The organism is Herbaspirillum lusitanum P6-12 (assembly GCF_000256565.1).
Taxonomy (GTDB): domain Bacteria; phylum Pseudomonadota; class Gammaproteobacteria; order Burkholderiales; family Burkholderiaceae_D; genus Herbaspirillum; species Herbaspirillum lusitanum.
Genome location: NZ_AJHH01000490.1, coordinates 1 through 25,388, shown reverse-complemented (window position 1 = coordinate 25,388; position 25,388 = coordinate 1). Strand labels below are relative to the sequence as shown.

The window sequence follows — 25,388 nt, the reverse complement described above, 5'->3', positions numbered from 1 at the left end:
TCGTCTGATCATCGCCTGGCTTCGGCCGCGGCAGTCTTGCTGCCGCGGCTCGAAATCTCCTCATGCCCATTCTTACTAACGAATTTCCGACATCATGACCACACAAAACGATAACGCCGCACAGCCGCAACAGCCGCCAGTGGATGAAAACGCCATCATCGCCGAGCGCCGCGCCAAGCTGAACGCGATCCGCGAACAAGGCATCGCCTTCCCGAACGACTTCCGCCCCGAGCACAACGCCGCCGCCCTGCACGCGCAATACGACGAGCTCGACAACGAGGCGCTGGAAGCCAATCCGGTGAAGGTCTCGATCGCCGGCCGCATGATGTTGAAACGCGTAATGGGCAAGGCTTCGTTCGCGACCTTGCAGGACGCATCGGGCCTGCGCGCCGACGGTCGCATGCAGCTCTACGTCACCAACGACGTCACCGGCGAAGCTGCGCATGCCGCGTTCAAGCATTACGACCTGGGCGACATCCTCGGCGCCGAAGGCACGCTGTTCAAGACCAAGACCGGCGAACTGTCGGTCAAGGTGACCGGCCTGCGCCTGATCACCAAGTCGCTGCGCCCGCTGCCGGACAAATTTCACGGTCTGTCGGACCAGGAAACCAAGTACCGCCAGCGCTACGTCGACCTGATCATGAGCGAAGAAACGCGCCGCACCTTCAAGGCGCGCACCGCTGCGATGTCGTCGATCCGCCGCTTCATGGAAAAGAACGACTTCATGGAAGTCGAGACGCCGATGCTGCACACCATCCCCGGCGGCGCCGCGGCCAAGCCGTTCATCACGCATCACAATGCGCTGGACATGCAGATGTTCCTGCGCATCGCGCCCGAGCTGTACCTGAAGCGCCTGGTGGTCGGCGGCTTCAACCGCGTGTTCGAAGTGAACCGCAACTTCCGCAACGAAGGCGTTTCGCCGCGCCACAATCCTGAATTCACGATGATGGAATTCTATGCGGCCTACGTCGATTACCAATGGCTGATGACGTTCACCGAACAGGTGATTCGCCAGGCGGCAATCGATGCTCACGGCACCGCGACGCTGACTTACCAGGGCCGCGAACTGGATCTGGCCAAGCCGTTCCAGCGCCTGACCATCACCGGCGCCATCAAGAAGTACGCGCCGGAATACACCGATGAACAACTGGGCGACATCGACTTCCTGCGCACCGCGTTGAAGAAGTTCGGCGTCAAGACCGACCAGGCGCCGTTGGCCAAGGCCGGCATCGGCGCGCTGCAACTGGCGCTGTTCGAAGAGACCGCAGAGTCGCAATTGTGGGAACCGACCTACATCGTCGATTACCCGGTCGAAGTGTCGCCGCTGGCGCGCGCCTCCGATACGGTCTCGGGCATCACCGAGCGTTTCGAACTGTTCATCACCGGTCGTGAAATCGCCAATGGCTTCTCGGAACTGAATGACGCCGAAGACCAGGCCGCGCGCTTCCAGGCGCAAGTCGCCGCCAAGGATGCCGGCGATGAAGAAGCCATGTATTACGACGCCGACTACATCCGTGCGCTCGAATACGGCATGCCGCCGGCTGGTGGCTGCGGCATCGGTATCGACCGCCTGATGATGCTGATCACCGATTCGCCGAACATCCGCGACGTTATCCTGTTCCCGCATCTGCGCCGCGAAGACTGATCGAAGCTCCTCTTCCAAGTCCCAAAAGACAGACAAGTCGGAAAGCGCCTACAAGGCCTTTCCGGCTTGTCTTACATTGGACTTACAAGTTTTTACAACTGACACACTATCCGCATTTTTTCTCTGCCGCTTGTCATCCATACTCGCCTCACATCAACATCAAAACGGAGAGGCCCATCATGGACGTCGTCAAATCCCCTAGTCGCATTCATCCCCTGGTTGCCACCGCCGCTGTCGCGGTGACATTGGTCAGCCTGGTCGGCGTCGCCGCCATCACCGGTTTGCTGCCGACATCCAACAGCAGCGTCGCACCCCAACAGGCCATGTCGGATGCGAGCACCGCACCGCAAACTCCACAACAATTGCAGCAGGCGAAAAACAATCAGCAGCCTGCACCAAAGTCCAACTACAGCCAGCAAGCACAAAATGCCAATAGCAATAGCTACGGCACCCCTGCTCCGGCAGCGGTCGCACGCTGCTCCAACTGCGGCGAAGTGCAGGCAGTGCGCGCCGTCCAGCACACACCTCAAGCCAGCGGCGTAGGCATCGTCGCCGGCGCCGTGCTCGGCGGCGTCCTTGGCAACCAGATCGGTAGCGGTAATGGCCGTACACTCGCTACTGTTGCTGGTGCAGGCGCTGGCGGTTACGCCGGTAACGAAGTTGAAAAACGCAGCCGCACGACTACCACTTATATGGTCGACGTGCGCATGGAAAACGGCAGCGTGCGCTCTTTCCCGCAGTCGGGTGAAGGCTGGCGCGTTGGCGATCAGGTGCGTGTCGTGAATGGTCACCTGACCGGCCGGGGTTGATTCTCACCTCGCTGCATCAAACGATGCAGCGACCTGCCCGATAGTACGTTTGAAGTTTGATTTTGCGTTTGTTGAAGCCGTGTGCGCCTTGTGCCCACACGGCTTTTTTCATACCGGCGCTCATTACAAAACCGAATAAGCATCCAACTATTTATGCGTTCACGCACTATTGCCACGCTGCTAGACTGATCTCTACTCCATTCATTTTTACGCCCGTGATTCGCATCGAGCATCTCCATAAAACCTATCAAGTTGCCAACCGGGACCTCATAGCACTGACCGATATCAACCTGCAAATCGAAGCAGGTGAAATCTTCGGCGTCATCGGCCGTTCGGGCGCCGGCAAAAGCACGCTGATCCGCACGCTCAACCTGCTGGAACGTCCCAGTTCGGGCAGCATTTTCATCGAAGACGAAGACATCACGCGTTTCGACAACGCGCAATTGCACGCATTGCGCCAGCGCGTCGGCATGATTTTCCAGCACTTCAACCTGCTCAACGCTAAAACCGTCGCCGCCAACATCGACTGGCCGCTCAAGATCACCGGCAAATACACGCGCGAACAACGCGCTGCACGCGTCACTGAACTGCTGGAACTGGTCGGACTTACCGGGCATCGCGACAACTACCCGGCGCAATTGTCCGGTGGACAAAAACAACGCGTCGGCATCGCCCGCGCGCTGGCGAATTATCCGCATCTGCTGCTGTGCGATGAGGCAACCTCCGCGCTGGACCCGGAAACCACGCAAGCTATCCTGCGCCTGCTGCTCGACATCAACCGCAAGCTGGGCCTGACGATCGTGCTGATCACCCATGAGATGCAGGTAATTCGCAGCATCTGCGACCGCGTCGCGGTGATTGATGATTCCCGCATCGTCGAAAGCGGCAAGGTCGCCGACGTGTTCCTCCATCCTCAACACGCGGCGACGCAAAAGCTGGTGGCCGAAAGCCATACCTTCGAACAGCAGGACGGCATCGGTCTCGAGCATATCAAGGGAAAACTGGTGCGCCTGACCTTTGTCGGCGACATCACTTACCAACCAATTCTGACCAATATCACCGCCGCGACGCAGGCGCTGATCACCATCCTGCAAGGCACGATTTCACGCATCAAGGACACGCCTTACGGCCAGTTGCTGGTGGAACTCAACGGCAGCGACGACGACCTCGCCAAGGTGTTCGCGCATTTCGATCGCTACCAGATCCATCATGAGGTGCTGGCATGATCGACTTCTCCGTCATCGACTGGGGCGACATCGGCCAGGCCACGCTGGAGACATTGGCAATGACCGGCCTGTCGCTGTTCTTTACCGTGCTTATCGGACTGCCGCTGGGCATCCTGCTGTTCCTCACCGCGCGCAAGCAGTTGCTGGCGCAACGCGGCGTGTACGTGGCGCTGTCGCTGGTGGTCAACGTGCTGCGCTCGGTGCCGTTCCTGATCCTGCTGATCGTGATGATTCCGGTGACCTTGCTGCTGGTCGGCACCTCGCTCGGTGTGGAGGGCTCGATCCCGCCGCTGGTGATCGGCACCGCCCCCTTCTTTGCGCGCCTGGTCGAAAACGTGCTGCGCGACATCGACCGCGGCGTGCTCGAAGCCTGCCAGGCCATGGGCGCAAGCACGCATCAGATCATTTTCGGCGCGCTGCTGCCGGAAGCGCTGCCGGGCTTGCTGGCCGCCGTCACGATCACCGCCATCACGCTGATGTCCTACGCCGCCATGTCCGGCGTCATCGGCGGCGGCGGCCTGGGCGACCTGGCCATCCGCTTCGGCTATCAACGATTCCAGACCGAGGTGATGATCGTCACCGTCGCGGTCCTGGTGGTACTGGTGCAGTTACTGCAGTTCTTCGGCGATCGCCTGGTCCTGTATTTCACACGTAAATAAAAAAGGAGTTATCCATGTCGCGAAAATTCACGTCCCGCAAATTGTCCCTTCTGCTCGCCGCCTCCCTGACCTTGTTCGCCGCCGTGGCGCAAGCCGCCGACAAACTGGTCATCGCCGCCACGCCGGTACCGCACGCCGAAATCCTCGAATTCCTCAAGCCGACGCTGGCCAAGGAAGGCGTCGACCTGCAGGTAAAGGTATTCACGGACTACGTGCAACCTGCGGCGCAGACCAATGAGAAGCAAGTCGACGGCAACTTCTTCCTGCATCAGCCTTACCTCGACGAATTCAAGAAGAGCCACAAGAACGACATCGAAGTGCCGGTGACCAAGGTCCACGTCGAACCGTTCGCCGCCTATTCGCAAAAATACAAGAAGACCGCCGACATCCCGGACGGCGCCACCATCGCGATCCCCAACGATCCGTCCAATTCCGGTCGCGCCCTGCTGCTGCTGGCCCGCAACGGCCTGATCAAGCTGAAAGACGCCAGCAACATCTCGGCCACGCAAAAGGACATCACCGACAATCCGAAGAAACTGAAATTCCGCGAGCTCGAAGCAGCGACGCTGCCGCGCGTGCTGAACCAGGTGGACGTCGCGCTGATCAACACCAACTATGCAATCGAAGCCAGGCTCAATCCGGTCAAGGATTCGCTGTTCATCGAAGACGCCAACTCGCCTTACGCGAATCTGCTGGTCGCACGCCAGGACAACAAGGACAGCCCCGCCATCAAAAAGCTGGCTGCAGCCCTCAACTCGCCTGCCGTGAAGAAGTTCATCGAAGAGAAATACAAAGGCGCCGTGGTGCCGGCGTTCTGATTTGAATGATTTTCAACGCTCCACGAAAAAGCCCGGCAAAATATTTTGATTGATCTGTGTCTTTTCAATCTTGACGAGTATCGCGGGACTTCTGCGCTTGAATCTTGCCGACATGCATCATAAGATCAGCCGGTGTTGTTGCAGGAAAGACGCCCCCACATGAATGATTCCCCTTTGCTCTTATCCCCCGCGTCCGCCATCCGATTGCGCAGCATCCGATTATTCATTCTTTTCTTTCTTCTCGTCCTCCTGTCCGGCGCGATTGCATCAACCGCTTCCGCATACGACACCACCAAGAAAATCCGCGAGACCAAAACCATCGTACTGTCTTTCATGGGCAGCGTGGACAACCTGTCGCCGTTTGTAGTGATCGAGCCCGACGGAGAAGTCAGCGGCTATACCATCGAACTGTGCCGCAAGATTATCCAGGGCATTCGCCAGGAACTGCGCATGCCCGACCTCAAGATCCAGTACCTGCCCGTCAACGCATCATCCCGCTTCAGCGCCCTGCTCGACAACCGTGCCGATCTCGAATGCAGCGTCAGCACCAACAACGCAGAACGCCGCAAGAAAGTCGCCTTTACCATCCCGCATTTCTTCACCAGCGTGCGCATGCTGGTGAAGGCCGGCTCCTCCATCAAGAACTGGAGCGACCTGCGCAATAAACGCCTGGTGACGACACGCGCCACTGCAATGATCGACGTCATCAACAAGCGCAGCAATATCCGCTACCTTGATCTGACGGTGCTTGAACTGGAAAACGACAGGGAATGTTTTTCGATGCTGGAGCACGGCATGGCCGACGCCTTCATCATGGATGAGATATTGCTGTACGGTGCGCGCGAAAACGCGGTCGACCCCGAAAAATTCATTATCGTCGGCACGCCGCTATCGGTGGAACCCTACGCCATCATGATGCGCAACGACGATCCCGAGTTCAAGAAAATGGTCGACCGGCAAATGGCCAGGCTCGCCAACAGCGGAGAAATATATCGTCTCTACAACCGATGGTTCATGCAGGCGATCGGCCCGGACAAACGTTCACTGGACATGCCGATGAGTTATATCCTGCGCGATTCGCTACGCTATCCGACGGACAAGATCACCAATTGAGATCACCAATTGAGATCGCAGATTGAGCTTGCCGACTCAGCTTGTGTCGCCGCGCCAACGCGCAATGAACGCTACGGACACAAAAAATGGCAAGGTAAAAAAGAATGATGCAGGAAGAGAAAAGAGCGGTGCAGAGAAGTGGCCTGCCCTAAGGGAATCGAACCCCTAACCTATGGCTTAGAAGGCCATTGCTCTATCCGGTTGAGCTAAGGGCAGATCGGTGAATCAAGCAGAAACCGCTGTGCTTGAAATCATCTTCGGAAATGAAAACGGGCTGTCTTTCGACAGCCCGTTCATGTGTGGTCGGAGTACAAGGATTCGAACCTTGGACCCCCTGGTCCCAAACCAGGTGCGCTACCGGGCTGCGCTACACTCCGAGAAGCGAGATAATATCCCGACATGGGGGTTCGGTCAACACCTTCTTCACATTTTCTTCAATATTTTTAAATTTCCCCCTATGAGCGAACGCGAAATTTCATGTTTCGCGCGTTCGACGCAATCGTGCTGCACGCTTTGGCGCCGGAGTCGGAAGCTGAAACATCCCTTGCAGTTTGGTTACACCTTGTTGCGATTCCCTGATCGAAGATAAGAACACATGCGCGCAAGCGGCAATGACATATATTGTTTTCAATATTTTTCGATCGCTTCGATATATATCCCATATCCCGCGCACGCCGAATCCAAAGGAGAATCGCCGTGAACAAGAAAACCCTCGCCTGGATCGCCTCCGCCCTTTTTTCGCTGGCGTCAGGCATATCCACTGTTTCAGCACAAGACATGAACCGTCCTCCTGCCGTTTTCTCGCAGGAAGAACTGGACCAGATGCTGGCGCCGGTCGCGCTGTATCCCGATTCGCTGCTGGCGCAAGTGCTGATGGCCGCAACCTATCCGCTGGAAGTGGTGCAGGCGGCACGCTTTGTCGACAGCCGGCCGGGTCTGCAAGGCGATGCGCTGGCGCGTTCGATCGCGCCGATGCCCTGGGATCCCAGCGTGAAATCGCTGGCGCAATTCCCGTCCGTGCTGGCGATGATGAACGACAAGCTGGATTGGACACAGCGCCTCGGCGATGCTTTCCTGTCGCAGCAGGCCAATGTGATGGACACCGTGCAGAATCTGCGCGTGAAGGCCCAGATCGCCGGCAACCTGCAGTCCAGCAATCAGCAGCGCATCGTCCAGCAGGAACAGATCATCGTGATCGAGCCGGTCAATCCCCAAGTGATCTACGTGCCTTATTACAACCCAACCGTGGTGTACGGCGGCTGGTGGTGGCCGCAGCGCCCGCCGGTCTATTGGGCGCCGCCGCCGCGCTATCGTCCGCCCAGCTATAACGTCTCGATCGGCATTTCCTTCGGCGCCGGCACCGGCATCGTGCGGTCGGTCTACAGCGACGCGCGCCCCGACTGGCGCCAGCACCACGTGCTGGTCAACAACGTGCGCATCAACAATGTCAACGTCACCAATAACGTGACCAGAAATGTCGTCGTCAACAACAAGCCCGTTGTCTGGCAGCACAACTCGCGCAACGGTCGTGACGATCGCCGCCCGGATGTGGGCAATGTCTCGCGTCCCAATCTGGCGCCGAATACCGCCGTCGCTCCTCCTGCTACTCCGCCAAACCAGGCTCCACGTCCGGACCAGCGCCCCGGTCAGGCTGAACGCGACCATCGCGGCGACCATGATCGCAACGATCGTGATGACAGGGATAACCGTCGCGAACAGAACCGTCCGGCACAGGCGAATCTGATGGCGCCGAACAATGCTCCGGCTGCACAACGACCAACTCCGGCCCCGGCGCCGCAATTGCAGGCGCCTCAGCAAGCGCCGCAGACTCGTCCTGCACCTGCTGCACCTCCACCGTCCGCGGCGCATCAGAATCGCCCGGAACGCACTGAACGCCCCGAACGTGCCGGGCGGCCTGACAACGCACCGCGCCCAGAACACCGCCCGGAACCACAGGCAGCGCATCGCGCGCCGCCACCGCCGGCCCAGGCCATTCCGCGTCCCGAGCCGCACGTGCAGACGCGCCCGGCGCCCGCCGCCCATGCCGCGCCACCGCCGCAGGAACGTCACGAACAAGCCCAGCGTCCCGAACCACGGCCTCAGCAACGCGAGGAACGGCCCGACCGCCCTGATCGTCCTGATCGGCCCGACAGGAAATAGTGCCTGCCTGAAACCCGCGCCCCGTAGCCGGAACGCGGAGAATGCCCGCGAATACGCTATAATCGCGGCTTCCGAGACGTGACCAGGCGCCTAGAGCGCCGGGAAACAAAAAGGGTTGGATCTTCCAGCCCTTTTTCTATTTCCGTCACATTCCCATGAACGAAGGCAGCGCCGCACACCGGCCGCCTGTCGTACAGGACGCTCACCGCTTTCAACGCCTTCGACCTACCGACTCACGATGCAAGACACTACTCCCGATTCCGCGAACGACGACTCCGGCTCGACCAGCAAGGCTCCGCTTGAACTGATCGCGCGCGAAGTTGCGCGCCGCCGCACCTTCGGCATCATTTCCCACCCCGATGCGGGTAAAACCACGCTGACCGAAAAACTGCTGCTGTTCTCGGGCGCGATCCAGCTGGCCGGCACCGTGAAGGCCCGCAAGAGCGGTCGCCACGCCACCTCCGACTGGATGGAAATCGAAAAGCAGCGCGGCATCTCGGTAGCCAGTTCGGTCATGCAATTCGAATACCGCGACCACGTGGTCAACCTGCTCGACACCCCGGGCCACCAGGACTTCTCGGAAGACACCTATCGCGTGCTGACCGCGGTCGACTCGGCGCTGATGGTGATCGACGCCGCCAAGGGCGTGGAAGAACAGACCATCAAGCTGCTCAACGTCTGCCGCATGCGCAACACGCCGATCATCACGTTCATGAACAAGATGGATCGTGAAACGCGCGACCCGCTGGAACTGCTCGACGAGCTCGAATCGGTGCTCAAGATCCAGTGCGCGCCGGTGACCTGGCCGATCGGCATGGGTAAGAATTTCCGCGGCGTGTATCACCTGCTGCGCGACGAGATCATGCTGTTCAAGGCCGGTGAAGAACGCGCCGACGGCAACGTCGAAATCATCAAGGGCATCGACAATCCCAAGCTGGTCGAGATGTTCCCGCTGGAGATCGAACAGCTCAAGATGGAAGTCGAGCTGGTGCACGGCGCGTCGCATCCGTTCAATCTGGACGAGTTCCTGGCCGGCATCCAGACGCCGGTGTTCTTCGGTTCCGCCATCAACAACTTCGGCGTGCGTGAAATCCTCAACGCCCTGCTCGACTGGGCCCCGGCGCCAGGCAGCCGCGACGCCACCGTACGCAGCGTGGAACCGAAGGAAGCGCCGTTCTCCGGTTTCGTTTTCAAGATCCAGGCCAACATGGACCCGGCGCACCGCGACCGCATCGCCTTCCTGCGCGTGTGCTCGGGACGCTTCGAACGCGGCATGAAGCTCAAGCACCTGCGTCTGAATCGCGAGATCAAGGTGTCGTCGGTCGTCACCTTCATGGCATCCAGCCGCGAGCAAGTGGAAGAAGCCTACGCCGGCGACATCATCGGCCTGCCCAACCACGGCAACATGCAGATCGGCGACAGCTTCTCGGAAGGCGAACTGCTGCAGTTCACCGGCATCCCCTACTTCGCGCCGGACTTCTTCCGCGTCGCGCGCATCCGCAATCCGCTCAAGATCAAGCAGTTGCACAAGGGCTTGCAACAGCTTGGTGAAGAAGGCGCGGTGCAGGTCTTCAAGCCGACCAACAACAGCGACCTGATCCTCGGCGCGGTCGGCGTGCGCCAGCATCAGCAGCGCGCGCTGGGTTACCTGCGACGACAAGAAGAAGCTGGCCGATTTTGAAAAATCGTCCGCCGGTTTCAACCTGGCGCACGATGCGGCCGGCAACCTGGCCTATCTGGCGACCTCGGGCGTGAACCTGCGCCTGACCCAGGAGCGTTGGCCGGAAGTCACCTTCCACGCCACGCGCGAGCATGCCGCCAAGCTTGACTGAACCTCTGCTGTATCAATAAAAAATCCCCGCCAGGTGCGGGGATTTTTTTATGCGATGCGGGCGGGCCTGCTTCAGGCATTCACGCGGATGGAGAAATCAATGCCGATGCCGCTCCACCACTCCTGTTCCTTCTGCATCCAGTAGGACACGGTTGGGTGATCGCGCAGCCAGTCGCGCTTGATTTCAATATCGATGCGGCTCTTCATTTTGAGGCGAACGTCGTCAAGATCGAGCGTGATGTGCGCGTGCATGAACATCACCGCCAGTCGAAGCGCCAGCACCGCCTTGGCGAAATCAGGATCGGACACCACTTCGCCGATCTTGCGCAGGTTGCCCTTCTGGCCAAGGATCAGCGTGCTCATCACGCGCTGCTCGCGTGTAGTGAAGCCCGGCAGATCGGCGTTGGCGATGAGGTAGGACGAATGCTTGTGATAGCTGCTCTGCGACACGATCAGGCCGGCTTCGTGCAGCAAGGCGCTCCAGTTCAGGTATTTGGCATAGGCTTCGTTGCCGGGCTTGAGCATCTGGAAGAAACCGAGCGCGGTCTCGGCCACCTGGCGCGCGCGCAACTCGTCGATATGGAAGCGTCGGCTGAAGTCGTCCACCGATTGCTCGCGGCGGTCGCGCTGCGTGGCGCGCAATTGCAGATCCCACATCACGCCCATGCGCAGCCCGGCTTCCACCGGGGAGATGACCGAGATATTGAGCTCCTGCATCAGGCCGATCAGCACCGCCAGGCCGCCCATGATGACGGCGGCGCGGTCAGGCTTCATGCCGGCCAGTTCGATATGATCGACGTGGCCGAAAGCGATCAGGCGCTGCTTCAGTTCTTCCACGCTCTCAGGCGTGATGCGCCCGTCGCCCATGCCGTTCCTGGCGATCGTGTCGGCGATCGCGCGCATGGTGCCGGACGAGCCGTACACCTTGCTGCGATGCTGGGCGCCGAACGGCACCACGGCGTCTTCCACATGCGAACGCGCCGACAGAATGGCGCGCTCGAACGCGGCTTCATTGATATAGCCGTCGCCGAAAAAAGCCTGGCTCTGGTTGACCGTGCCGATGCCGAAGGATTCGACCCGGCGCACATCGCTGCCATGGCCGAGGATGACCTCAGTCGAACCGCCGCCGATATCGATCACCAGGCGGTCTTCGTCGGGCAAGGCCAGCGCTCCGGCGACGCCCATGTAGATCAGGCGGCCCTCTTCTTCGCCGGAAATGATTTCCACCGGATAGCCGATCGCGCGTTCGGCGTCAGGCAGGAATTCGTGCGCATTCTTGGCGACGCGCAAGGTATTGGTCGCGACCACGCGCACGGCGTCGAGCTGGTAGTCCCGCAGGATGGTGCGGAAGCGGGCCAGCGACTCGACCGCGCCGACAATTGCCTGCGGCGTCAGCTTGCCGTTCTTGTCCAGACCGGCCGCCAGGCGAATCGGATCGCGCGCGCTTTTGACGACACGAATGGCGTCGCCTTCATGCTTGCCGATATGCAGGCGAAAGCTGTTGGAACCAAGATCTACTGCTGCAAACATTCATTCCCTTTCGGAGGGTGTTGAGGCTGTACGGAAATTATTTAGCCAATTTCTGCTTCTGCCGAACCGACACAATAGTTACCTAGCATGACAGTTTCATGACAACCGCATAAGACTTGCCCGCCAATCGCCCGGTAATCGCCCCGCAAGGCCCGCGAAAGCTCGCAGGCAACGGTGAAATCAGGTCTAATAGCGCCAGCCCATATTTTAACGACTTAGACATGCCCGGTATTCTTTATCTTGTGCCCAATACGCTGGGCCCCGCCGACACGGCGGACAGCAATATGCTTGCCTCCATCCTGCCGGCCGAGGTGCAGGCGCTGGCTGCGCGCCTCGACTATTTCATCGCGGAAAACGCCAAGACTACGCGCGCCTTCCTGAAGCTGGTCAATGTGCATCATCCGCTGGCCAAACCCTTGCAGGAAATCCGCATCGCCGAGCTCAACGTCAACACCCCGGCAGCCGCCCTGCCGGCGCTGCTCGCGCCCTTGCTGGCCGGTCGCGACGGCGGCCTGATCTCGGAAGCCGGCGTGCCTGCAGTGGCCGACCCCGGCGCCAACCTGGTGCGCCTGGCGCATCAGCACGGCATCCAGGTGCGCCCGCTGGTGGGACCGTCGTCGCTGCTGCTGGCGGTCATGAGCAGCGGCCTCAACGGCCAGAGCTTCGCCTTCAACGGCTACCTGCCAACTGACGCCGCACAACGCGCCAAACGCATCAAGCAGCTGGAAGACCGCTCGCGCCAGGAAAAGCAGACGCAACTGCTGATCGAAACGCCTTACCGCAACGGCGCCATGCTGGAAGCCCTGGCCGCTGCCTGCAACGGCACTACCCTGATCAGCGTGGCTACCGATCTGACGTTGGCGACCGAGGCGATCCGCACGCAGACCGCCGCCAAATGGAAGAGTGAACTTGGCGCCGGCAAGACGCCGGATTTTCACAAGAAGCCGACGGTGTTCCTGTTGCTGGCCGAATAAAACTTCGTGCTGAAATAAAAAACAGCCGGCGCAGATGCGATCATCTCCGCCGGCTGTTTTACGTGAACTGCAGAATCAGCGCAGTTGCAATCCGTTGCTGCCCACCATCGACTTGGCGACGCCGCTGCCGACCGCCACGCCGAACTTCTTGAGCACGCGCTCGGGCAAGCCTTCGGTCTGGGTGTAGTCAACCAGGTCTTCCGCCTTGATCACGTCGCGCGCCACGCTGTCGACGGTGCCGAAACCATCGGCCAGGCCCATCTCAACCGCCTTGGAGCCGGTCCAGAACAGTCCGGAGAAGGTCTCGGGCGTTTCCTTCAGGCGCTGGCCGCGGCCCTTGCGCACCACGTCGATGAATTGCTGATGGATTTCGTTGAGCATCTGCTGGGCGTATTCCTTTTGCTTCGGATTCTGGGCGCTGAACGGATCCAGGAAACCCTTGTTCTCGCCCGCAGTCAGCAGACGACGCTCGACGCCGACCTTGTCCATCAGGCCGGTGAAACCGAAACCGTCCATCAGCACGCCGATGGAGCCGACGATGCTGGCTTTGTTGACGTAGATCTTGTCGGCCGCCGCAGCGATGTAGTAACCACCGGAGGCGCACATTTCCTCGACCACGACGTACAACGGCTTCTTCGGATACTCCTTGCGCAAACGCACGATTTCATCGTTGATCATGCCGGCCTGGACCGGGCTGCCGCCGGGGCTGTTGATCTTGAGGATCACGCCGAGCGAATCGTCGGCAGCGAACGCTTTGTCGAGCGCCGGGATCACGGCTGCGGCGGAACCGCGGCCTTCGGCTTCGATGGTGCCGGAGATTTCCACCAGCGCGGTATGGGTGCCGACCGGCTCCGACTCCGATTTGGTGTAATTGAAGGCGCTCCAGATCACGAACACGAACACAGCCAGGCCGGCGATCTTGAAGAAGATGCTCCAGCGACGACGCGCCCGCTGTTCCTTGACCGCGAACAGGGCCAGCTTTTCCAGTACGTCGCGCTCCCAGCCGCCCTTCTTTTCTTCCGCGGCTACCGCCGTTGCGGTGCCGGTAGTTGGCGGCACCGGTTCAGCCGGTTTGGGCGGTTGCGCTGCTGGATTCTCAAATTCGTTATTGCTCATATCGTCACTCGGAACGGCACCCTGCCGATGCCGCGCATGTTTGCGGGTCTGGCGGGGATTGCCGGGGTTGCCGCATGGCTCATGCCAGCGCGGGCCTTACATAATCGTCGGGCGCCCAGAAAATCGCGCCGTCTTTTTCAAACACCATGATCTTACGCAAACGCGCGCCCGTACAGGGGCCGCCTTCGCATTTTCCGGTATCGGGGGCGTATACCGCGCCGTGTGTTGCGCACATGAGATACAGGCCGCTGGATTCGAAGAACTCGCCTTCGGCCCAGTCCAGCTCGATCGGTACGTGTGCGCAGCGGTTCAGGTAGCCGTAGACGGCGCCGCCGTAGCGCACCACGAAGCCGGTGGCGTCATCGCCGTGCACCGACACCGCAAAGCGACGGCCTTTGCCGCCCTCCTCGATTTCAGCCGAGGCGCATACCTGGATCGCCACTTCTTCCATAGCCGTATTTCCTAAGCGTTGTCATTGAGCCATTGGTGCAGCACTTTGATGGAGCCGGCGGAATACAGCGGATTGAGCGCTTGCAACTGTTCCACCGGATGCGCGCCGAATTCTACCGCAACACCGGCCGCGCCTGCATTAAGCGCCATCTGCAGATCGTGGGTGGTGTCGCCGATCATCAGCGTACGGCCCATTTCCTGGCCGAGTTCGCGGGTAAGCTCCTGCAACATGGCCGGATGCGGCTTGGAGAATGTCTCGTCGGCGCAGCGCGTGGCGAAGGTCTCGGGCGTTTCCTTCAGGCGCTGGCCGCGGCCCTTGCGCACCACGTCGATGAATTGCTGATGGATTTCGTTGAGCATCTGCTGGGCGTATTCCTTTTGCTTCGGATTCTGGGCGCTGAACGGATCCAGGAAACCCTTGTTCTCGCCCGCAGTCAGCAGACGACGCTCGACGCCGACCTTGTCCATCAGGCCGGTGAAACCGAAACCGTCCATCAGCACGCCGATGGAGCCGACGATGCTGGCTTTGTTGACGTAGATCTTGTCGGCCGCCGCAGCGATGTAGTAACCACCGGAGGCGCACATTTCCTCGACCACGACGTACAACGGCTTCTTCGGATACTCCTTGCGCAAACGCACGATTTCATCGTTGATCATGCCGGCCTGGACCGGGCTGCCGCCGGGGCTGTTGATCTTGAGGATCACGCCGAGCGAATCGTCGGCAGCGAACGCTTTGTCGAGCGCCGGGATCACGGCTGCGGCGGAACCGCGGCCTTCGGCTTCGATGGTGCCGGAGATTTCCACCAGCGCGGTATGGGTGCCGACCGGCTCCGACTCCGATTTGGTGTAATTGAAGGCGCTCCAGATCACGAACACGAACACAGCCAGGCCGGCGATCTTGAAGAAGATGCTCCAGCGACGACGCGCCCGCTGTTCCTTGACCGCGAACAGGGCCAGCTTTTCCAGTACGTCGCGCTCCCAGCCGCCCTTCTTTTCTTCCGCGGCTACCGCCGTTGCGGTGCCGGTAGTTGGCGGCACCGGTTCAGCCGGTTTGGGCGGTTGCGCTGCTGGATTCTCAAATTCGTTATTGCTCATATCGTCACTCGGAACGGCACCCTGCCGATGCCGCGCATGTTTGCGGGTCTGGCGGGGATTGCCGGGGTTGCCGCATGGCTCATGCCAGCGCGGGCCTTACATAATCGTCGGGCGCCCAGAAAATCGCGCCGTCTTTTTCAAACACCATGATCTTACGCAAACGCGCGCCCGTACAGGGGCCGCCTTCGCATTTTCCGGTATCGGGGGCGTATACCGCGCCGTGTGTTGCGCACATGAGATACAGGCCGCTGGATTCGAAGAACTCGCCTTCGGCCCAGTCCAGCTCGATCGGTACGTGTGCGCAGCGGTTCAGGTAGCCGTAGACGGCGCCGCCGTAGCGCACCACGAAGCCGGTGGCGTCATCGCCGTGCACCGACACCGCAAAGCGACGGCCTTTGCCGCCCTCCTCGATTTCAGCCGAGGCGCATACCTGGATCGCCACTTCTTCCATAGCCGTATTTCCTAAGCGTTGTCATTGAGCCATTGGTGCAGCACTTTGATGGAGCCGGCGGAATACAGCGGATTGAGCGCTTGCAACTGTTCCACCGGATGCGCGCCGAATTCTACCGCAACACCGGCCGCGCCTGCATTAAGCGCCATCTGCAGATCGTGGGTGGTGTCGCCGATCATCAGCGTACGGCCCATTTCCTGGCCGAGTTCGCGGGTAAGCTCCTGCAACATGGCCGGATGCGGCTTGGAGAATGTCTCGTCGGCGCAGCGCGACCGCCGACAGCAGCTTGGTGCTGTTGAGCGCGCGGTTGAGGCCGACGCGGCTCTTGCCGGTCGCGACCGCGAGGAAATAGCCTTGCTGGCCGAGGTCGTCGAGCATTTCGCGCACGCCGTCGAATAGGCTCAGGTCTTTGTCCTGACCCAAATAGTGGTGACGATAGCGCTCGACAATGCGCGGATAGTATTTCGGATCGACGTCCGGAATCGCCGCCTGCATCGCGTCCTGCAGGCCGAGGCCGATCACGTAGGAAGCGGCGCTCTTGTCGGGAATCGGCAGGCCCAGGTCGCGCGCGGCGGCCTGGATGCAACGTACGATCGTCGAAGTGCTGTCCATCAGCGTGCCATCCCAATCGAACACGATCAGGTCAAATTGCTTTCTTGCCATGTTTCACTTTTCAACATATTCAAAAATCGTCTGCCGGCCGACGCAGCCGGTTTGAGGTCTGATCAGGCCTCCGCTGCGGCATCGAGACCTTCCAGGCTCTTGAGAAAACGCTGGCATTCGGGCGGCAAGCCCGCCTTGAGCGTTACCGTCTTGCCGCTGTCGGGATGCGTAAAGCTGATCTGGTGCGCATGCAGGAACATGCGCCTGAACGCGACGCGCTCGCCGTCGGCCTTCTGCAGCGCCTTGTTCAACGGGAAATCGCCGTATTTGTCGTCGCCCACGATGGGGAAACCGCTGGCCGACAAATGCACGCGTATCTGATGGGTACGGCCGGTTTTCAGTTCCGCTTCCAGCAGCGCGAACTCGCCATAGCGCCGGATCAGCGAAAACACCGTGTGCGAGGCCTGGCCGTCTTCCTGCACACGCACGCGGCGCTCGCCTTCGGCGGTGCTGTACTTGTGCAGCGGCAACTTGATGTGCTGGCGGGCGTTCTTCCAGTCGCCGTGGATCAGCGTCAGGTAGCGCTTGTCGGTCAGGCCGTCGCGGATCTGCTCATGCAGGTTGGTCAGCGCCGAACGTTTCTTGGCCAGCAACAAAACGCCCGAGGTGTCGCGGTCGAGCCGATGCACCAGCTCCAGGAATTTGGCGTCCGGACGCGAGGCCCGCAATTGCTCGATGACGCCGTAGCTGACCCCGGACCCGCCATGCACGGCCACGCCGGCCGGCTTGTCGATGATCAACAGATGATTGTCCTCGAGCAATATCTTGAATTCCGCGCCCGGGGCCACCGCAGCAGATGCCTTTTCCGCAATGCGGATCGGCGGCACGCGCAGGATATCCCCGTCTTGCAGACGATAAGTCTGGTCGATACGGCCTTTGTTGACACGTACTTCGCCGGAACGCAGGACACGGTAAATATGGCTTTTGGGCACGCCTTTGCAGACGCGCAAGAGGAAATTGTCGATGCGTTGACCGGCTTCCTCTTCCGAAATCGTGAGCAGCTGGACTTGCGGTGAAGCAGGTGCAGATTGGGTCGACGCGGGTGATTCAGGCTTTTCAGGCGTCTTCCCAGAAAATCTCGCTAAGTCCTTCATTTTGAATATATAATCGCTCGACGCTGGTCAGAAAACCGGTGTCAGTGTAAGAATAAAAAAGACCATTCTACACAGAGGCGTCTTCATCAGCCTCGCTAATTTGCAAATTTGATGGGGGGAACCACTAAAAATCGCAGCATGCGGCGACAGGGTCCTGTCGGCAAGCCTCGTACACCCTACGAAGACATTGTGGACGCGACATTTCTCCGCGCGATTGGACGGTTCCTTAAAAACGTGTACGCATCATCCCTGCGCGAGTCCAGTTTGCACCGCAGTTGCAATCGGATAACGCACTTGGATGTTGAACAGATGTGCTTGGATTATCAGGATAAAGTCTGGCAAGACCTTCAGTTGAAAAACGAAGTGCTTGCCGGTTGATGCAAGTGAACCCGATTCGCCGATTTGCCAACTTTTAGAATAATGCTTCGTTTGGCTCAAACATATAGCTTACCGTCCACAGCTGCCGTGACCGCCCCATGCGGAACGGCGCGCGTGGATACGGAGCTGCTCGGCTTCCCGGTTCACCGCATCCGCGCCCCGTTGTGCATGAGTGCCGCCACCCTGGCGCGCTCCACACACTAAGGCAATTCCCTCCCCCAATCACTTCGTTCTCGCGTACATCCTTGTACTTTTGATGCATTCATCGTGCATCAATAAAGCGGCCTCAGTGCCACGGAGTGAAACATGAAACGTATGTTGTTCAATGCTACGCAGCAGGAAGAATTGCGCGTAGCCATCGTTGACGGTCAAAAGCTGATCGACATCGATATCGAAGCCACCGGACGCGAACAGCGTAAATCCAACATTTACAAAGGCGTCATCACCCGCATCGAGCCTTCGCTCGAAGCCTGCTTCGTCAATTACGGCGAAGAGCGCCACGGCTTCCTGCCATTCAAGGAAGTCGCCCGCACCTATTTCAAGGAAGGCATCGACGTCCGCAACGCTTCCATCAAGGAAGCCCTGCGCGAAGGCCAGGAAATCATCGTCCAGGTCGAGAAGGAAGAACGCGGCAACAAGGGCGCAGCCCTGACCTCGTTCATCTCCCTGGCCGGCCGTTACCTGGTCCTGATGCCGAACAATCCGCGCGGCGGCGGCGTATCGCGCCGGGTCGAAGGCGAAGATCGCCAGGAACTGCGCGAAACCATGGACAAGCTGGACCTGCCCAACGGCATGTCCGTCATCGCCCGCACCGCAGGCATCGGCCGCAACGTCGACGAACTGCAATGGGACCTGAACTACCTGATGCAACTCTGGCGCGCCATCGAAGGCGCCGGCCAGTCCGGCTCCGGCGCTTTCCTGATTTATCAGGAATCCTCGCTGGTGATCCGCGCGATCCGCGACTATTTCCAGCCTGACATCGGCGAAATCCTGATCGACACCGACGACATCCACGAACAAGCCCAGCAGTTCATGGCGCACGTGATGCCGGACATGGTCCACCGCGTCAAGCGCTACCACGACGACGTACCGCTGTTCTCGCGCTTCCAGATCGAACACCAGATCGAAACCGCGTACTCGCGCACCGTGCCGTTGCCTTCCGGCGGCGCCATCGTGATCGATCACACCGAAGCGCTGGTCTCGGTCGACGTCAACTCGGCGCGCGCCACCCGCGGCAGCGACATCGAAACCACCGCGTTCTACACCAACCTTGAAGCCGCCGACGAAGTGGCCCGCCAATTGCGCTTGCGCGATCTGGGCGGCCTGATCGTCATCGACTTCATCGACATGGAAAACGCCAAGAACCAGCGTGAAGTCGAATCCCGCCTCAAAGACGCCCTGCACCACGACCGTGCCCGCGTCCAGATGGGCAAGATCTCGCGTTTCGGCCTGATGGAATTGTCGCGTCAGCGTCTGCGTCCGTCGCTGTCCGAAGGCAGCCACGTGACCTGCCCGCGCTGCAACGGCACCGGCCACATCCGCGACACCGAATCGTCCGCATTGCAAGTCCTGCGCATCATCCAGGAAGAAGCGATGAAGGAGAATTCCGCCGCCATCCACGTGCAGGCCCCAGTCGACGTCGCCGCTTTCCTGCTGAACGAAAAGCGCGGCGAAATCCTGAAGATCGAAACACGCCACCGCGTGACGGTCATCATGATCCCGAACAAGCATCTGGAAACCCCGCACTACAAGCTCGAGCGCATCAAGCACGACGATCCGCGCCTGGACGACGCTCAAGCCAGCTACTCCATGGCCGAACAAGCCGAAACCGACATCGGTTACAGCAAGCGCCAGAAGGAAGACATCAAGCCGCGCCAGGAAGCCGTCGTCAAGGGCATCACCCCTGACCAGCCTGCGCCTATCGTCGAGCGCAAGGTCGCGACGCCGGTTGAACCACCGCCGACGCTGGCGCCGGAATCAGGCTTCTTCAACAAGATCTGGAGCTTCTTCCGCGCCAAGCCGGTGGAAGCAACGCCTGCTGTCGCCCCGGTCGAAACCAAGAGCCCGCAAAAACGCGACCACGCCGACCGCAACAGCCGCAACCGTAACGGCCGCAACCGCAACGGCCGCAACCGCAACGAGCGCGAAGAGCGCGACGGCGCGGCACCCGAGAAAACCGCCCGCGACGAATCCGGCAAGCAGGAATACGAAGGCAAGCCGGCACGTCCGCCACGTCCACCGCGCGAACCGAAGGAAGCCCGCGAACCACGCGAGCCGCGTGAAGGCGCAGAAGGCCGCAACGATCGTGAGCCGCGCGAACCACGTGAACCACGCCAGCCGCGCGAAGGCCGTGAACCGCGTGAGCCGAAGGAAGCTCGTGAACCGCGCGAAGGCAGCGAAGCACGTGAACCACGTCAACCGCGCACGCCGCGTCCACCACGCGAAGAGCGCAAGGACCTGCCGAAAGCGGAAGATGGATTGCCATTGGAAGCCGCTCTGGCAACCGGTGTTGCCGCTGTCGCAGTGACTGACGTCGAAGGAGTTGAAACCGCACAGGTCGCAGGCAATCAGGTCGAAGGCACAACCGAAGAAGGCGAACCACGCCGTCGTCGTCGTCGTGGCGGCCGCAACCGGGGCTGGGTGAAAACGGCGGTGAAAATGCCGATGGCGAATCCGCTGAAGGCGCGGATGGCGAAGAGTCGGCGCCAGTTGCCGCTGCAACTGTCGCTGCGCCTGCCGACGACAACGAGCGTCCATGGTACGAAAAGGCTCCTGCTGCAACACCGGCTGCGGCTCCGACTCCAGCTCCTGCCTCTGCTGCAGCTCCGCTCGCAGTGCAAGCTGCTCCGGTAGTTGAAGCGCCTGCCGAAGCTCCACCTGCACCTGCCCCAGCTGCTCCGGCGCCTGTTCAGGAAGCAGCGGCCCCTGTTGAAGCGCCTGCACCTGCCGCCGCTGAACCTGTGGTTGAAGCCGCACCGGTTGCGCCTGTTGAAGCGACTGCTCCGGCAGCCGTGGAACCGGCTCCCGCTGCACCGGTAGTTGCACCAGCACCGCAAGCGGTTGAAGCGGCCCCGGTCGTTGTTGCTCCTGCCCCAGCGGGACCCCTGCCCCGGCTCCGGTCGCTGCTGCTCCGGCAGCCTCCAACGGCAAGCAATGGAATGACCTCAACGACATGCTGTCGTCGGCCGGTCTGACCCTGGCCAGCACCGATCCGGAAAAACTGCGCGCAGCCCAGGCCGCCGCAGCCCTGATCGTGCCTGCTCCGCATGTGCCGCGTGAACGCAAGCCATTGCCGCCGCAATCGACTGACCCTCTGGTCCAGGTCGAAACCCGTCGTTGATGCCTTAGCAAGCACCGCGCAGCAAGGAAAAAAGGGAGTGAGAACTCCCTTTTTTCTCGTCTGCCGCCGGCGGAATGTGCGCCTGCATCATTGCAAAACGGCAAGTAAATAGTGTCTATGTCCGCACTGTACACACCTCGCTCCGGCCGCTCTGTACACTGCCGAATTCTCCGCCGCATGCTATCGTAGCGAGTATGAACAAACGCATCATTCCGATCATCGACGAACGCGTCAATGCCAGCCATGCCGCTGTGCCTGCGCTGCTGGAAGCGCCGTCCGGCTTCCTCGCCGATGCCTTGATGCGCCCGTTGCACGACCTGCGCATTTCAGTCACCGACCGCTGCAATTTCCGCTGCGTGTATTGCATGCCCAAGGAAGTGTTCGACAAGGACTACAGCTTCCTGCCGCACTCTTCCCTGCTGTCGTTTGAAGAAATCACCCGCCTGGCCACGCTGTTTGTCGCCCACGGCGTCGAGAAGATCCGCCTGACCGGCGGCGAGCCGCTGCTGCGCAAGCACCTGGAACGCCTGATCGGCATGCTGCACGAACTGCGCACGCCCGACGGCCGCGAGCTCGATCTGACCCTGACCACCAACGGCACGCTGCTGGCGCAAAAGGCGCAGGCGTTGAAGGATGCCGGCCTCAAGCGCGTCACGGTCTCGCTGGACGCGCTGGACGACGCCAACTTCAAGCGCATGAACGACGTCGACGTCCCGGTCTCGCAGATCCTGCACGGCCTCGATGTCGCGCACAAGGTCGGCCTCGGCCCGATCAAGATCAACATGGTGGTCAAGAAAGGCGTCAACGACCACGAAATTCTGACGATGGCGCGCCACTTCAAGGACACGCCGTTCACCCTGCGCTTCATCGAATACATGGACGTCGGCAGCTCGAACGGCTGGCGCATGGATGAGGTGGTGCCGTCCAGCGAAGTGATCCGCCGCATCCATGCCGAACTTCCGCTCGAAGCGATCGACGCCAACTACACCGGCGAGACCGCGCAACGCTGGCGCTATCAAGACGGCAGTGGTGAAATCGGCGTCATTTCCAGCGTCACCCAGGCGTTCTGCCAGGATTGCAGCCGCGCGCGCCTGTCCACCGAAGGAAAAATCTACACGTGCCTGTTCGCAGGCGAAGGCCACGACCTGCGCGGCCTGTTGCGCGGAGAGCGCAGCGATGCCGAAATATCCTCCGCCATCGCCGCCATCTGGGGCGCCCGCGGCGACCGCTATTCCGAACTGCGCAGCGAACAAAAAGGTTCGTCCACGACATCGATGCCGCAAGTCCGCAAAGTCGAAATGTCATACATCGGCGGCTGATGGCCATGGCCGTCGTCGCTGCAATTCTCCCCGAACAGATTACCGGCCTCGTACTGGCAGGCGGACGCGGCGCCCGCATGGGCCATGTCGACAAGGGCCTGCAGTTGTTCCGCGGCAAGCCGCTGACGGCGCACGTGATTGAGCGCCTGGCCGGCCAGACCGGCACGCTGGCGATCAACGCCAACCGTCATCAGAACGACTATGCGGCGTTCAATCTGCCGGTATGGCCCGACCTCCTGCCCGACTTCCCCGGCCCGCTGGCGGGCCTGCATAGCGGCCTGACGCATTGCGCCACCGACTACCTGGCCGCGGCACCTTGCGACTCCCCATTGCTGCCGGCAGATTTGGTCGCACGGCTGGCAACTGCGTTGATCGAACAGCAGGCCGACGCCGCCATCGCCGTCACCGTCACCGGCCGCATTGACCAAGCCGATTTTCAGCGTCATCCGGTATTCTGCCTGCTCAGGAAAACGCTGCTGCCGTCGCTGACCGGCTACCTGCAACAGGACGGCCGCAAAATGGACCGCTGGTTTGCCGGCATCCGCACCGCCGAAGTCCGCTTCGACGACGAAGCCGCCTTCAGCAACATCAACACGCTGCAAGAGCTGCGCCAACTGGAATCAGAATAAATGACTCAACTCTCCCTCTCCGATATCGTCAGCTGCATCAGCGGCTATGACCCGCACGCCATGACCGTGGAGCGCGCCCAGGCGGTGATCCGCGAGTTCATCCACCCCATCGAGGCGGTCGAAAAACTGCCTATCCGCAGCGCTCTCTCGCGTGTGCTGGCGCAAGACATCGTCTCGCGCATCGATGTCCCCGCGCATGACAACTCGGCCATGGATGGCTATGCGCTGCGCGGCGAAGACCTGGCCGAGGGCCGCGAACTGCGTCTGCAGATCATCGGCGAAGTCCATGCCGGGGACCGCTTCACGGGCCAGGTCGGGCCTGGTCAATGCGTGCGCATCATGACCGGTGCTCCCATGCCCGCAGGATGCGATACGGTCATCCCGCAGGAATTGACGGTGGATGCCGACCAGAGCGCGGTCACCGTGCCACCCGGCCGCGTACGTGCCGGCGACAACCGCCGTCTGCGTGGCGAAGACCTGGCGTTAGGCAGCGTGGCGCTGCCGCGCGGGCGCATCCTGCGGCCTTCCGACATCGGCCTGCTGGCCTCGCTGGGCGTGGCAGAGATTCCGGTGCAGCGTCGCCTGCGCGTGGCCTTCTTCTCGACCGGGGACGAATTGCGCTCGGTAGGCGAGCCGCTCGATCCGGGCTGCGTCTACGACTCCAACCGCTACACCCTGTACGGCATGCTCACGCGTCTGGGCTGCGACATCATCGACATGGGCGTGGTCAGGGATGATCCGGTCGCCATGGAAGCAGCCTTCCGCAGCGCCTGCGAACACGCCGACGCCGTCATCACTTCCGGCGGCGTCTCGGTCGGCGCGGCCGATTACACCAAGCAGACCATGACCAAGCTGGGCGACATGCTGTTCTGGAAAATCGGCATGCGCCCGGGCCGGCCGATGGCCTTCGGCCGCATCGCATCGCAGGATCGCGGCGCTTACCTGTTCGGCTTGCCCGGCAATCCGGTGGCGGTGATGGTGAGTTTCTATTTCTTCGTCCGCGACGCCTTGTTGCGCATGTCGGGCGCCGACGCCAGTCCGCTGCCGCGACTGCAGGCGACGTCGCTGTCGGCGATCCGCAAGAAGCCCGGCCGCACCGAATATCAGCGCGGCATCCTGGCGCCCGACAGCGACGGCGTATGGAAAGTGAAGCTGACTGGCGCGCAAGGCTCCGGCATCCTGCGTTCGATGTCAGACGCCAACTGCATCATCGTGCTCGATGACGCGCAGGGCGACGTCGCGGCCGGCGATCCGGTGCAGGTCGTGCTGTTCGACGGCCTGATCTGAAGCCATGACGCTGAGCGCGCGCTTCGGCCGGCTGCACCTGCGCTCGCGCGCGCAGCCGGCGACGCCGTGGGAAGAACGCCAGGACCGATTGCAACGCCTGCGTCAGTTGCTGCTGCGCCATCGCGACGACATTGCCGCGGCGATCAGCGCCGACTTCGGCAATCGCTCGCAGCACGAAACGCAATTCCTCGAAGTCTTCACCAGTCTGCAAGCCATCGATCACGCTCTGGCCCACGGCAAGCATTGGATGCAGCCGCAGACCCGGCCTACGGCAATCTGGTTCAAACCCGCCGGCAATCGCCTGTTGCCGCAGCCGCTCGGCGTGGTCGGCATCGTCACGCCGTGGAATTATCCGCTGCTGCTGACCATCGGTCCGCTGGCCTGCGCGCTAGCCGCCGGCAACCTGGCGATGATCAAGCTGTCGGAAAACACGCCGGCCTTCGGCGAGCTGTTCGATCGCTTGATCCGGCAATCATTTTCCGAAGACGAAATCATCGTCATCAATGGCGGCGTCGACCTTGCCCGCGAATTCTGCGCCCTTGCCTTCGACCATCTGATTTTCACCGGCTCCACCGCCGTCGGCCGCGAGGTCATGCGCATCGCCAGCGAGCGATTGACGCCGGTGACGCTGGAGCTGGGCGGCAAGTCGCCGGCCATCATCGCCGCCGACGCCGACTTCAAGCATGCCGTCGCGCGGATCATGAACGGCAAGTTGCTCAACGCCGGCCAGACCTGCATCGCCCCCGATTACGTATTGCTCCCGCACGGCCGTGAACGTGATTTCGTGGATGCCGCGCGCGC

The 25,388-nt window shown here is 61.1% G+C and carries 19 protein-coding genes, 2 tRNA genes and 3 pseudogenes; 14 read left to right on the top strand and 10 right to left on the bottom strand.

Annotated elements, in window-relative coordinates; all coding sequences use genetic code 11:
• The first annotated feature begins 94 nt into the window (after window positions 1-94).
• The 5 genes from lysS to HLUSI_RS0116560 all read left to right on the top strand — a co-directional run bounded on the left by lysS (window position 95) and on the right by HLUSI_RS0116560 (window position 5,157).
• Window positions 95-1,645 (top strand): lysine--tRNA ligase, encoded by a 1,551-nt coding sequence (gene lysS, locus HLUSI_RS0116580; RefSeq protein ID WP_016835032.1) that lies wholly within the window; start codon window positions 95-97, stop codon window positions 1,643-1,645.
• 179 nt (window positions 1,646-1,824) lie between these two features.
• On the top strand, window positions 1,825-2,454 hold the full coding sequence (locus HLUSI_RS0116575) for an outer membrane lipoprotein (protein ID WP_016835031.1): 630 nt from the start codon (window positions 1,825-1,827) through the stop codon (window positions 2,452-2,454).
• Window positions 2,455-2,669: 215 nt separating this feature from the next.
• Window positions 2,670-3,680, top strand: a complete 1,011-nt coding sequence (locus HLUSI_RS0116570; RefSeq protein WP_016835030.1) for a methionine ABC transporter ATP-binding protein — start codon at window positions 2,670-2,672, stop codon at window positions 3,678-3,680.
• Window positions 3,677-4,339, top strand: coding sequence for a methionine ABC transporter permease (locus HLUSI_RS0116565; protein WP_016835029.1), 663 nt, complete (start codon window positions 3,677-3,679; stop codon window positions 4,337-4,339). The genes HLUSI_RS0116570 and HLUSI_RS0116565 overlap by 4 nt, the downstream gene beginning before the upstream one ends.
• A gap of 14 nt (window positions 4,340-4,353) precedes the next feature.
• Window positions 4,354-5,157, top strand: a complete 804-nt coding sequence (locus tag HLUSI_RS0116560) for a MetQ/NlpA family ABC transporter substrate-binding protein (RefSeq protein ID WP_016835028.1) — start codon at window positions 4,354-4,356, stop codon at window positions 5,155-5,157.
• A gap of 125 nt (window positions 5,158-5,282) precedes the next feature.
• Here the strand turns inward: HLUSI_RS0116560 and HLUSI_RS34225 are convergent, their stop codons facing one another.
• On the bottom strand, window positions 5,283-5,492 hold the full coding sequence (locus HLUSI_RS34225) for a hypothetical protein (RefSeq protein WP_238534018.1): 210 nt from the start codon (window positions 5,490-5,492) through the stop codon (window positions 5,283-5,285).
• Here HLUSI_RS34225 and HLUSI_RS0116555 point away from each other — a divergent pair.
• On the top strand, window positions 5,491-6,270 hold the full coding sequence (locus HLUSI_RS0116555; RefSeq protein WP_238534017.1) for an amino acid ABC transporter substrate-binding protein: 780 nt from the start codon (window positions 5,491-5,493) through the stop codon (window positions 6,268-6,270). The two genes, HLUSI_RS34225 and HLUSI_RS0116555, sit on opposite strands and share 2 nt — an antisense overlap.
• A gap of 139 nt (window positions 6,271-6,409) precedes the next feature.
• On the opposite strand, the gene HLUSI_RS0116550 is transcribed toward HLUSI_RS0116555, so the two are convergent.
• Window positions 6,410-6,486 (bottom strand) — tRNA-Arg (locus tag HLUSI_RS0116550).
• An 84-nt stretch (window positions 6,487-6,570) separates the two neighbouring features.
• Window positions 6,571-6,647 (bottom strand) — tRNA-Pro (locus HLUSI_RS0116545).
• A gap of 319 nt (window positions 6,648-6,966) precedes the next feature.
• On the opposite strand from HLUSI_RS0116545, the gene HLUSI_RS29105 reads away from it, so the two are divergent.
• The gene (locus tag HLUSI_RS29105; RefSeq protein WP_029363622.1) at window positions 6,967-8,430 is read left to right on the top strand and encodes a DUF3300 domain-containing protein; all 1,464 of its coding nucleotides are present in this window, start codon (window positions 6,967-6,969) and stop codon (window positions 8,428-8,430) included.
• Between the two features lie 238 nt (window positions 8,431-8,668).
• Window positions 8,669-10,262, top strand: a pseudogene (locus HLUSI_RS29100) (peptide chain release factor 3).
• A gap of 71 nt (window positions 10,263-10,333) precedes the next feature.
• Here the strand turns inward: HLUSI_RS29100 and HLUSI_RS0116530 are convergent.
• Complete coding sequence (locus HLUSI_RS0116530; RefSeq protein WP_016835025.1) at window positions 10,334-11,791, bottom strand: Ppx/GppA phosphatase family protein; 1,458 nt, start codon at window positions 11,789-11,791, stop codon at window positions 10,334-10,336.
• Between the two features lie 221 nt (window positions 11,792-12,012).
• Between HLUSI_RS0116530 and HLUSI_RS0116525 the strand changes: the two genes are divergently transcribed.
• Complete coding sequence (locus HLUSI_RS0116525) at window positions 12,013-12,765, top strand: SAM-dependent methyltransferase (protein WP_029363621.1); 753 nt, start codon at window positions 12,013-12,015, stop codon at window positions 12,763-12,765.
• 75 nt (window positions 12,766-12,840) lie between these two features.
• Here HLUSI_RS0116525 and HLUSI_RS0116520 read toward each other — a convergent pair whose 3' ends face one another.
• From HLUSI_RS0116520 to HLUSI_RS0116495, 6 genes and pseudogenes are all read right to left on the bottom strand, one after another.
• Window positions 12,841-13,881 (bottom strand): S49 family peptidase, encoded by a 1,041-nt coding sequence (locus HLUSI_RS0116520; RefSeq protein WP_016835023.1) that lies wholly within the window; start codon window positions 13,879-13,881, stop codon window positions 12,841-12,843.
• Between the two features lie 79 nt (window positions 13,882-13,960).
• A complete protein-coding gene (locus tag HLUSI_RS0116515; RefSeq protein WP_016835021.1) occupies window positions 13,961-14,332 on the bottom strand; it encodes a Rieske (2Fe-2S) protein in 372 nt (123 codons plus the stop codon).
• A gap of 11 nt (window positions 14,333-14,343) precedes the next feature.
• On the bottom strand, window positions 14,344-15,426 hold the full coding sequence (locus HLUSI_RS29095; protein ID WP_016835022.1) for an HAD-IA family hydrolase: 1,083 nt from the start codon (window positions 15,424-15,426) through the stop codon (window positions 14,344-14,346).
• 79 nt (window positions 15,427-15,505) lie between these two features.
• Window positions 15,506-15,877: a Rieske (2Fe-2S) protein gene (locus tag HLUSI_RS0116505; RefSeq protein WP_016835021.1), complete on the bottom strand. Its 372-nt coding sequence runs from the start codon at window positions 15,875-15,877 to the stop codon at window positions 15,506-15,508.
• Window positions 15,878-15,888: 11 nt separating this feature from the next.
• Window positions 15,889-16,540: pseudogene (locus HLUSI_RS29090) on the bottom strand (HAD-IA family hydrolase).
• A gap of 62 nt (window positions 16,541-16,602) precedes the next feature.
• Complete coding sequence (locus HLUSI_RS0116495; RefSeq protein WP_029363620.1) at window positions 16,603-17,634, bottom strand: RluA family pseudouridine synthase; 1,032 nt, start codon at window positions 17,632-17,634, stop codon at window positions 16,603-16,605.
• A gap of 684 nt (window positions 17,635-18,318) precedes the next feature.
• On the opposite strand from HLUSI_RS0116495, the pseudogene HLUSI_RS29085 reads away from it, so the two are divergent.
• The 5 genes and pseudogenes from HLUSI_RS29085 to HLUSI_RS0116465 form a co-directional block, all read left to right on the top strand.
• Window positions 18,319-21,352: pseudogene (locus HLUSI_RS29085) on the top strand (Rne/Rng family ribonuclease).
• Between the two features lie 194 nt (window positions 21,353-21,546).
• Entirely contained in the window at window positions 21,547-22,671 is a 1,125-nt protein-coding gene (moaA, locus tag HLUSI_RS0116480) for a GTP 3',8-cyclase MoaA (protein ID WP_016835018.1), read from the top strand.
• Window positions 22,671-23,300, top strand: coding sequence for a molybdenum cofactor guanylyltransferase MobA (mobA, locus tag HLUSI_RS0116475; RefSeq protein ID WP_016835017.1), 630 nt, complete (start codon window positions 22,671-22,673; stop codon window positions 23,298-23,300). The genes moaA and mobA overlap by 1 nt, the downstream gene beginning before the upstream one ends.
• On the top strand, window positions 23,301-24,587 hold the full coding sequence (gene moeA / locus HLUSI_RS0116470) for a molybdopterin molybdotransferase MoeA (protein ID WP_016835016.1): 1,287 nt from the start codon (window positions 23,301-23,303) through the stop codon (window positions 24,585-24,587).
• Window positions 24,588-24,591: 4 nt separating this feature from the next.
• Window positions 24,592-25,388: aldehyde dehydrogenase family protein (locus HLUSI_RS0116465; protein ID WP_016835015.1), on the top strand; the 797-nt coding region annotated here is incomplete at its 3' end.

Bases quoted from the DNA above. Each gene is read 5' to 3' on its own strand.
- lysS (WP_016835032.1), top strand. From the start codon at position 95: ATGACCACACAAAACGATAACGCCGCACAGCCGCAACAGCCGCCAGTG.
- HLUSI_RS0116575 (WP_016835031.1), top strand. From the start codon at position 1,825: ATGGACGTCGTCAAATCCCCTAGTCGCATTCATCCCCTGGTTGCCACC.
- HLUSI_RS0116565 (WP_016835029.1), top strand. From the start codon at position 3,677: ATGATCGACTTCTCCGTCATCGACTGGGGCGACATCGGCCAGGCCACG.
- HLUSI_RS0116560 (WP_016835028.1), top strand. From the start codon at position 4,354: ATGTCGCGAAAATTCACGTCCCGCAAATTGTCCCTTCTGCTCGCCGCC.
- HLUSI_RS0116555 (WP_238534017.1), top strand. From the start codon at position 5,491: ATGGGCAGCGTGGACAACCTGTCGCCGTTTGTAGTGATCGAGCCCGAC.
- HLUSI_RS34225 (WP_238534018.1), bottom strand. From the start codon at position 5,492: ATGAAAGACAGTACGATGGTTTTGGTCTCGCGGATTTTCTTGGTGGTG.
- HLUSI_RS0116530 (WP_016835025.1), bottom strand. From the start codon at position 11,791: ATGTTTGCAGCAGTAGATCTTGGTTCCAACAGCTTTCGCCTGCATATC.
- HLUSI_RS0116525 (WP_029363621.1), top strand. From the start codon at position 12,013: ATGCCCGGTATTCTTTATCTTGTGCCCAATACGCTGGGCCCCGCCGAC.
- HLUSI_RS0116520 (WP_016835023.1), bottom strand. From the start codon at position 13,881: ATGAGCAATAACGAATTTGAGAATCCAGCAGCGCAACCGCCCAAACCG.
- HLUSI_RS0116515 (WP_016835021.1), bottom strand. From the start codon at position 14,332: ATGGAAGAAGTGGCGATCCAGGTATGCGCCTCGGCTGAAATCGAGGAG.
- HLUSI_RS29095 (WP_016835022.1), bottom strand. From the start codon at position 15,426: ATGAGCAATAACGAATTTGAGAATCCAGCAGCGCAACCGCCCAAACCG.
- HLUSI_RS0116505 (WP_016835021.1), bottom strand. From the start codon at position 15,877: ATGGAAGAAGTGGCGATCCAGGTATGCGCCTCGGCTGAAATCGAGGAG.
- HLUSI_RS0116495 (WP_029363620.1), bottom strand. From the start codon at position 17,634: ATGAAGGACTTAGCGAGATTTTCTGGGAAGACGCCTGAAAAGCCTGAA.
- moaA (WP_016835018.1), top strand. From the start codon at position 21,547: ATGAACAAACGCATCATTCCGATCATCGACGAACGCGTCAATGCCAGC.
- mobA (WP_016835017.1), top strand. From the start codon at position 22,671: ATGGCCATGGCCGTCGTCGCTGCAATTCTCCCCGAACAGATTACCGGC.
- moeA (WP_016835016.1), top strand. From the start codon at position 23,301: ATGACTCAACTCTCCCTCTCCGATATCGTCAGCTGCATCAGCGGCTAT.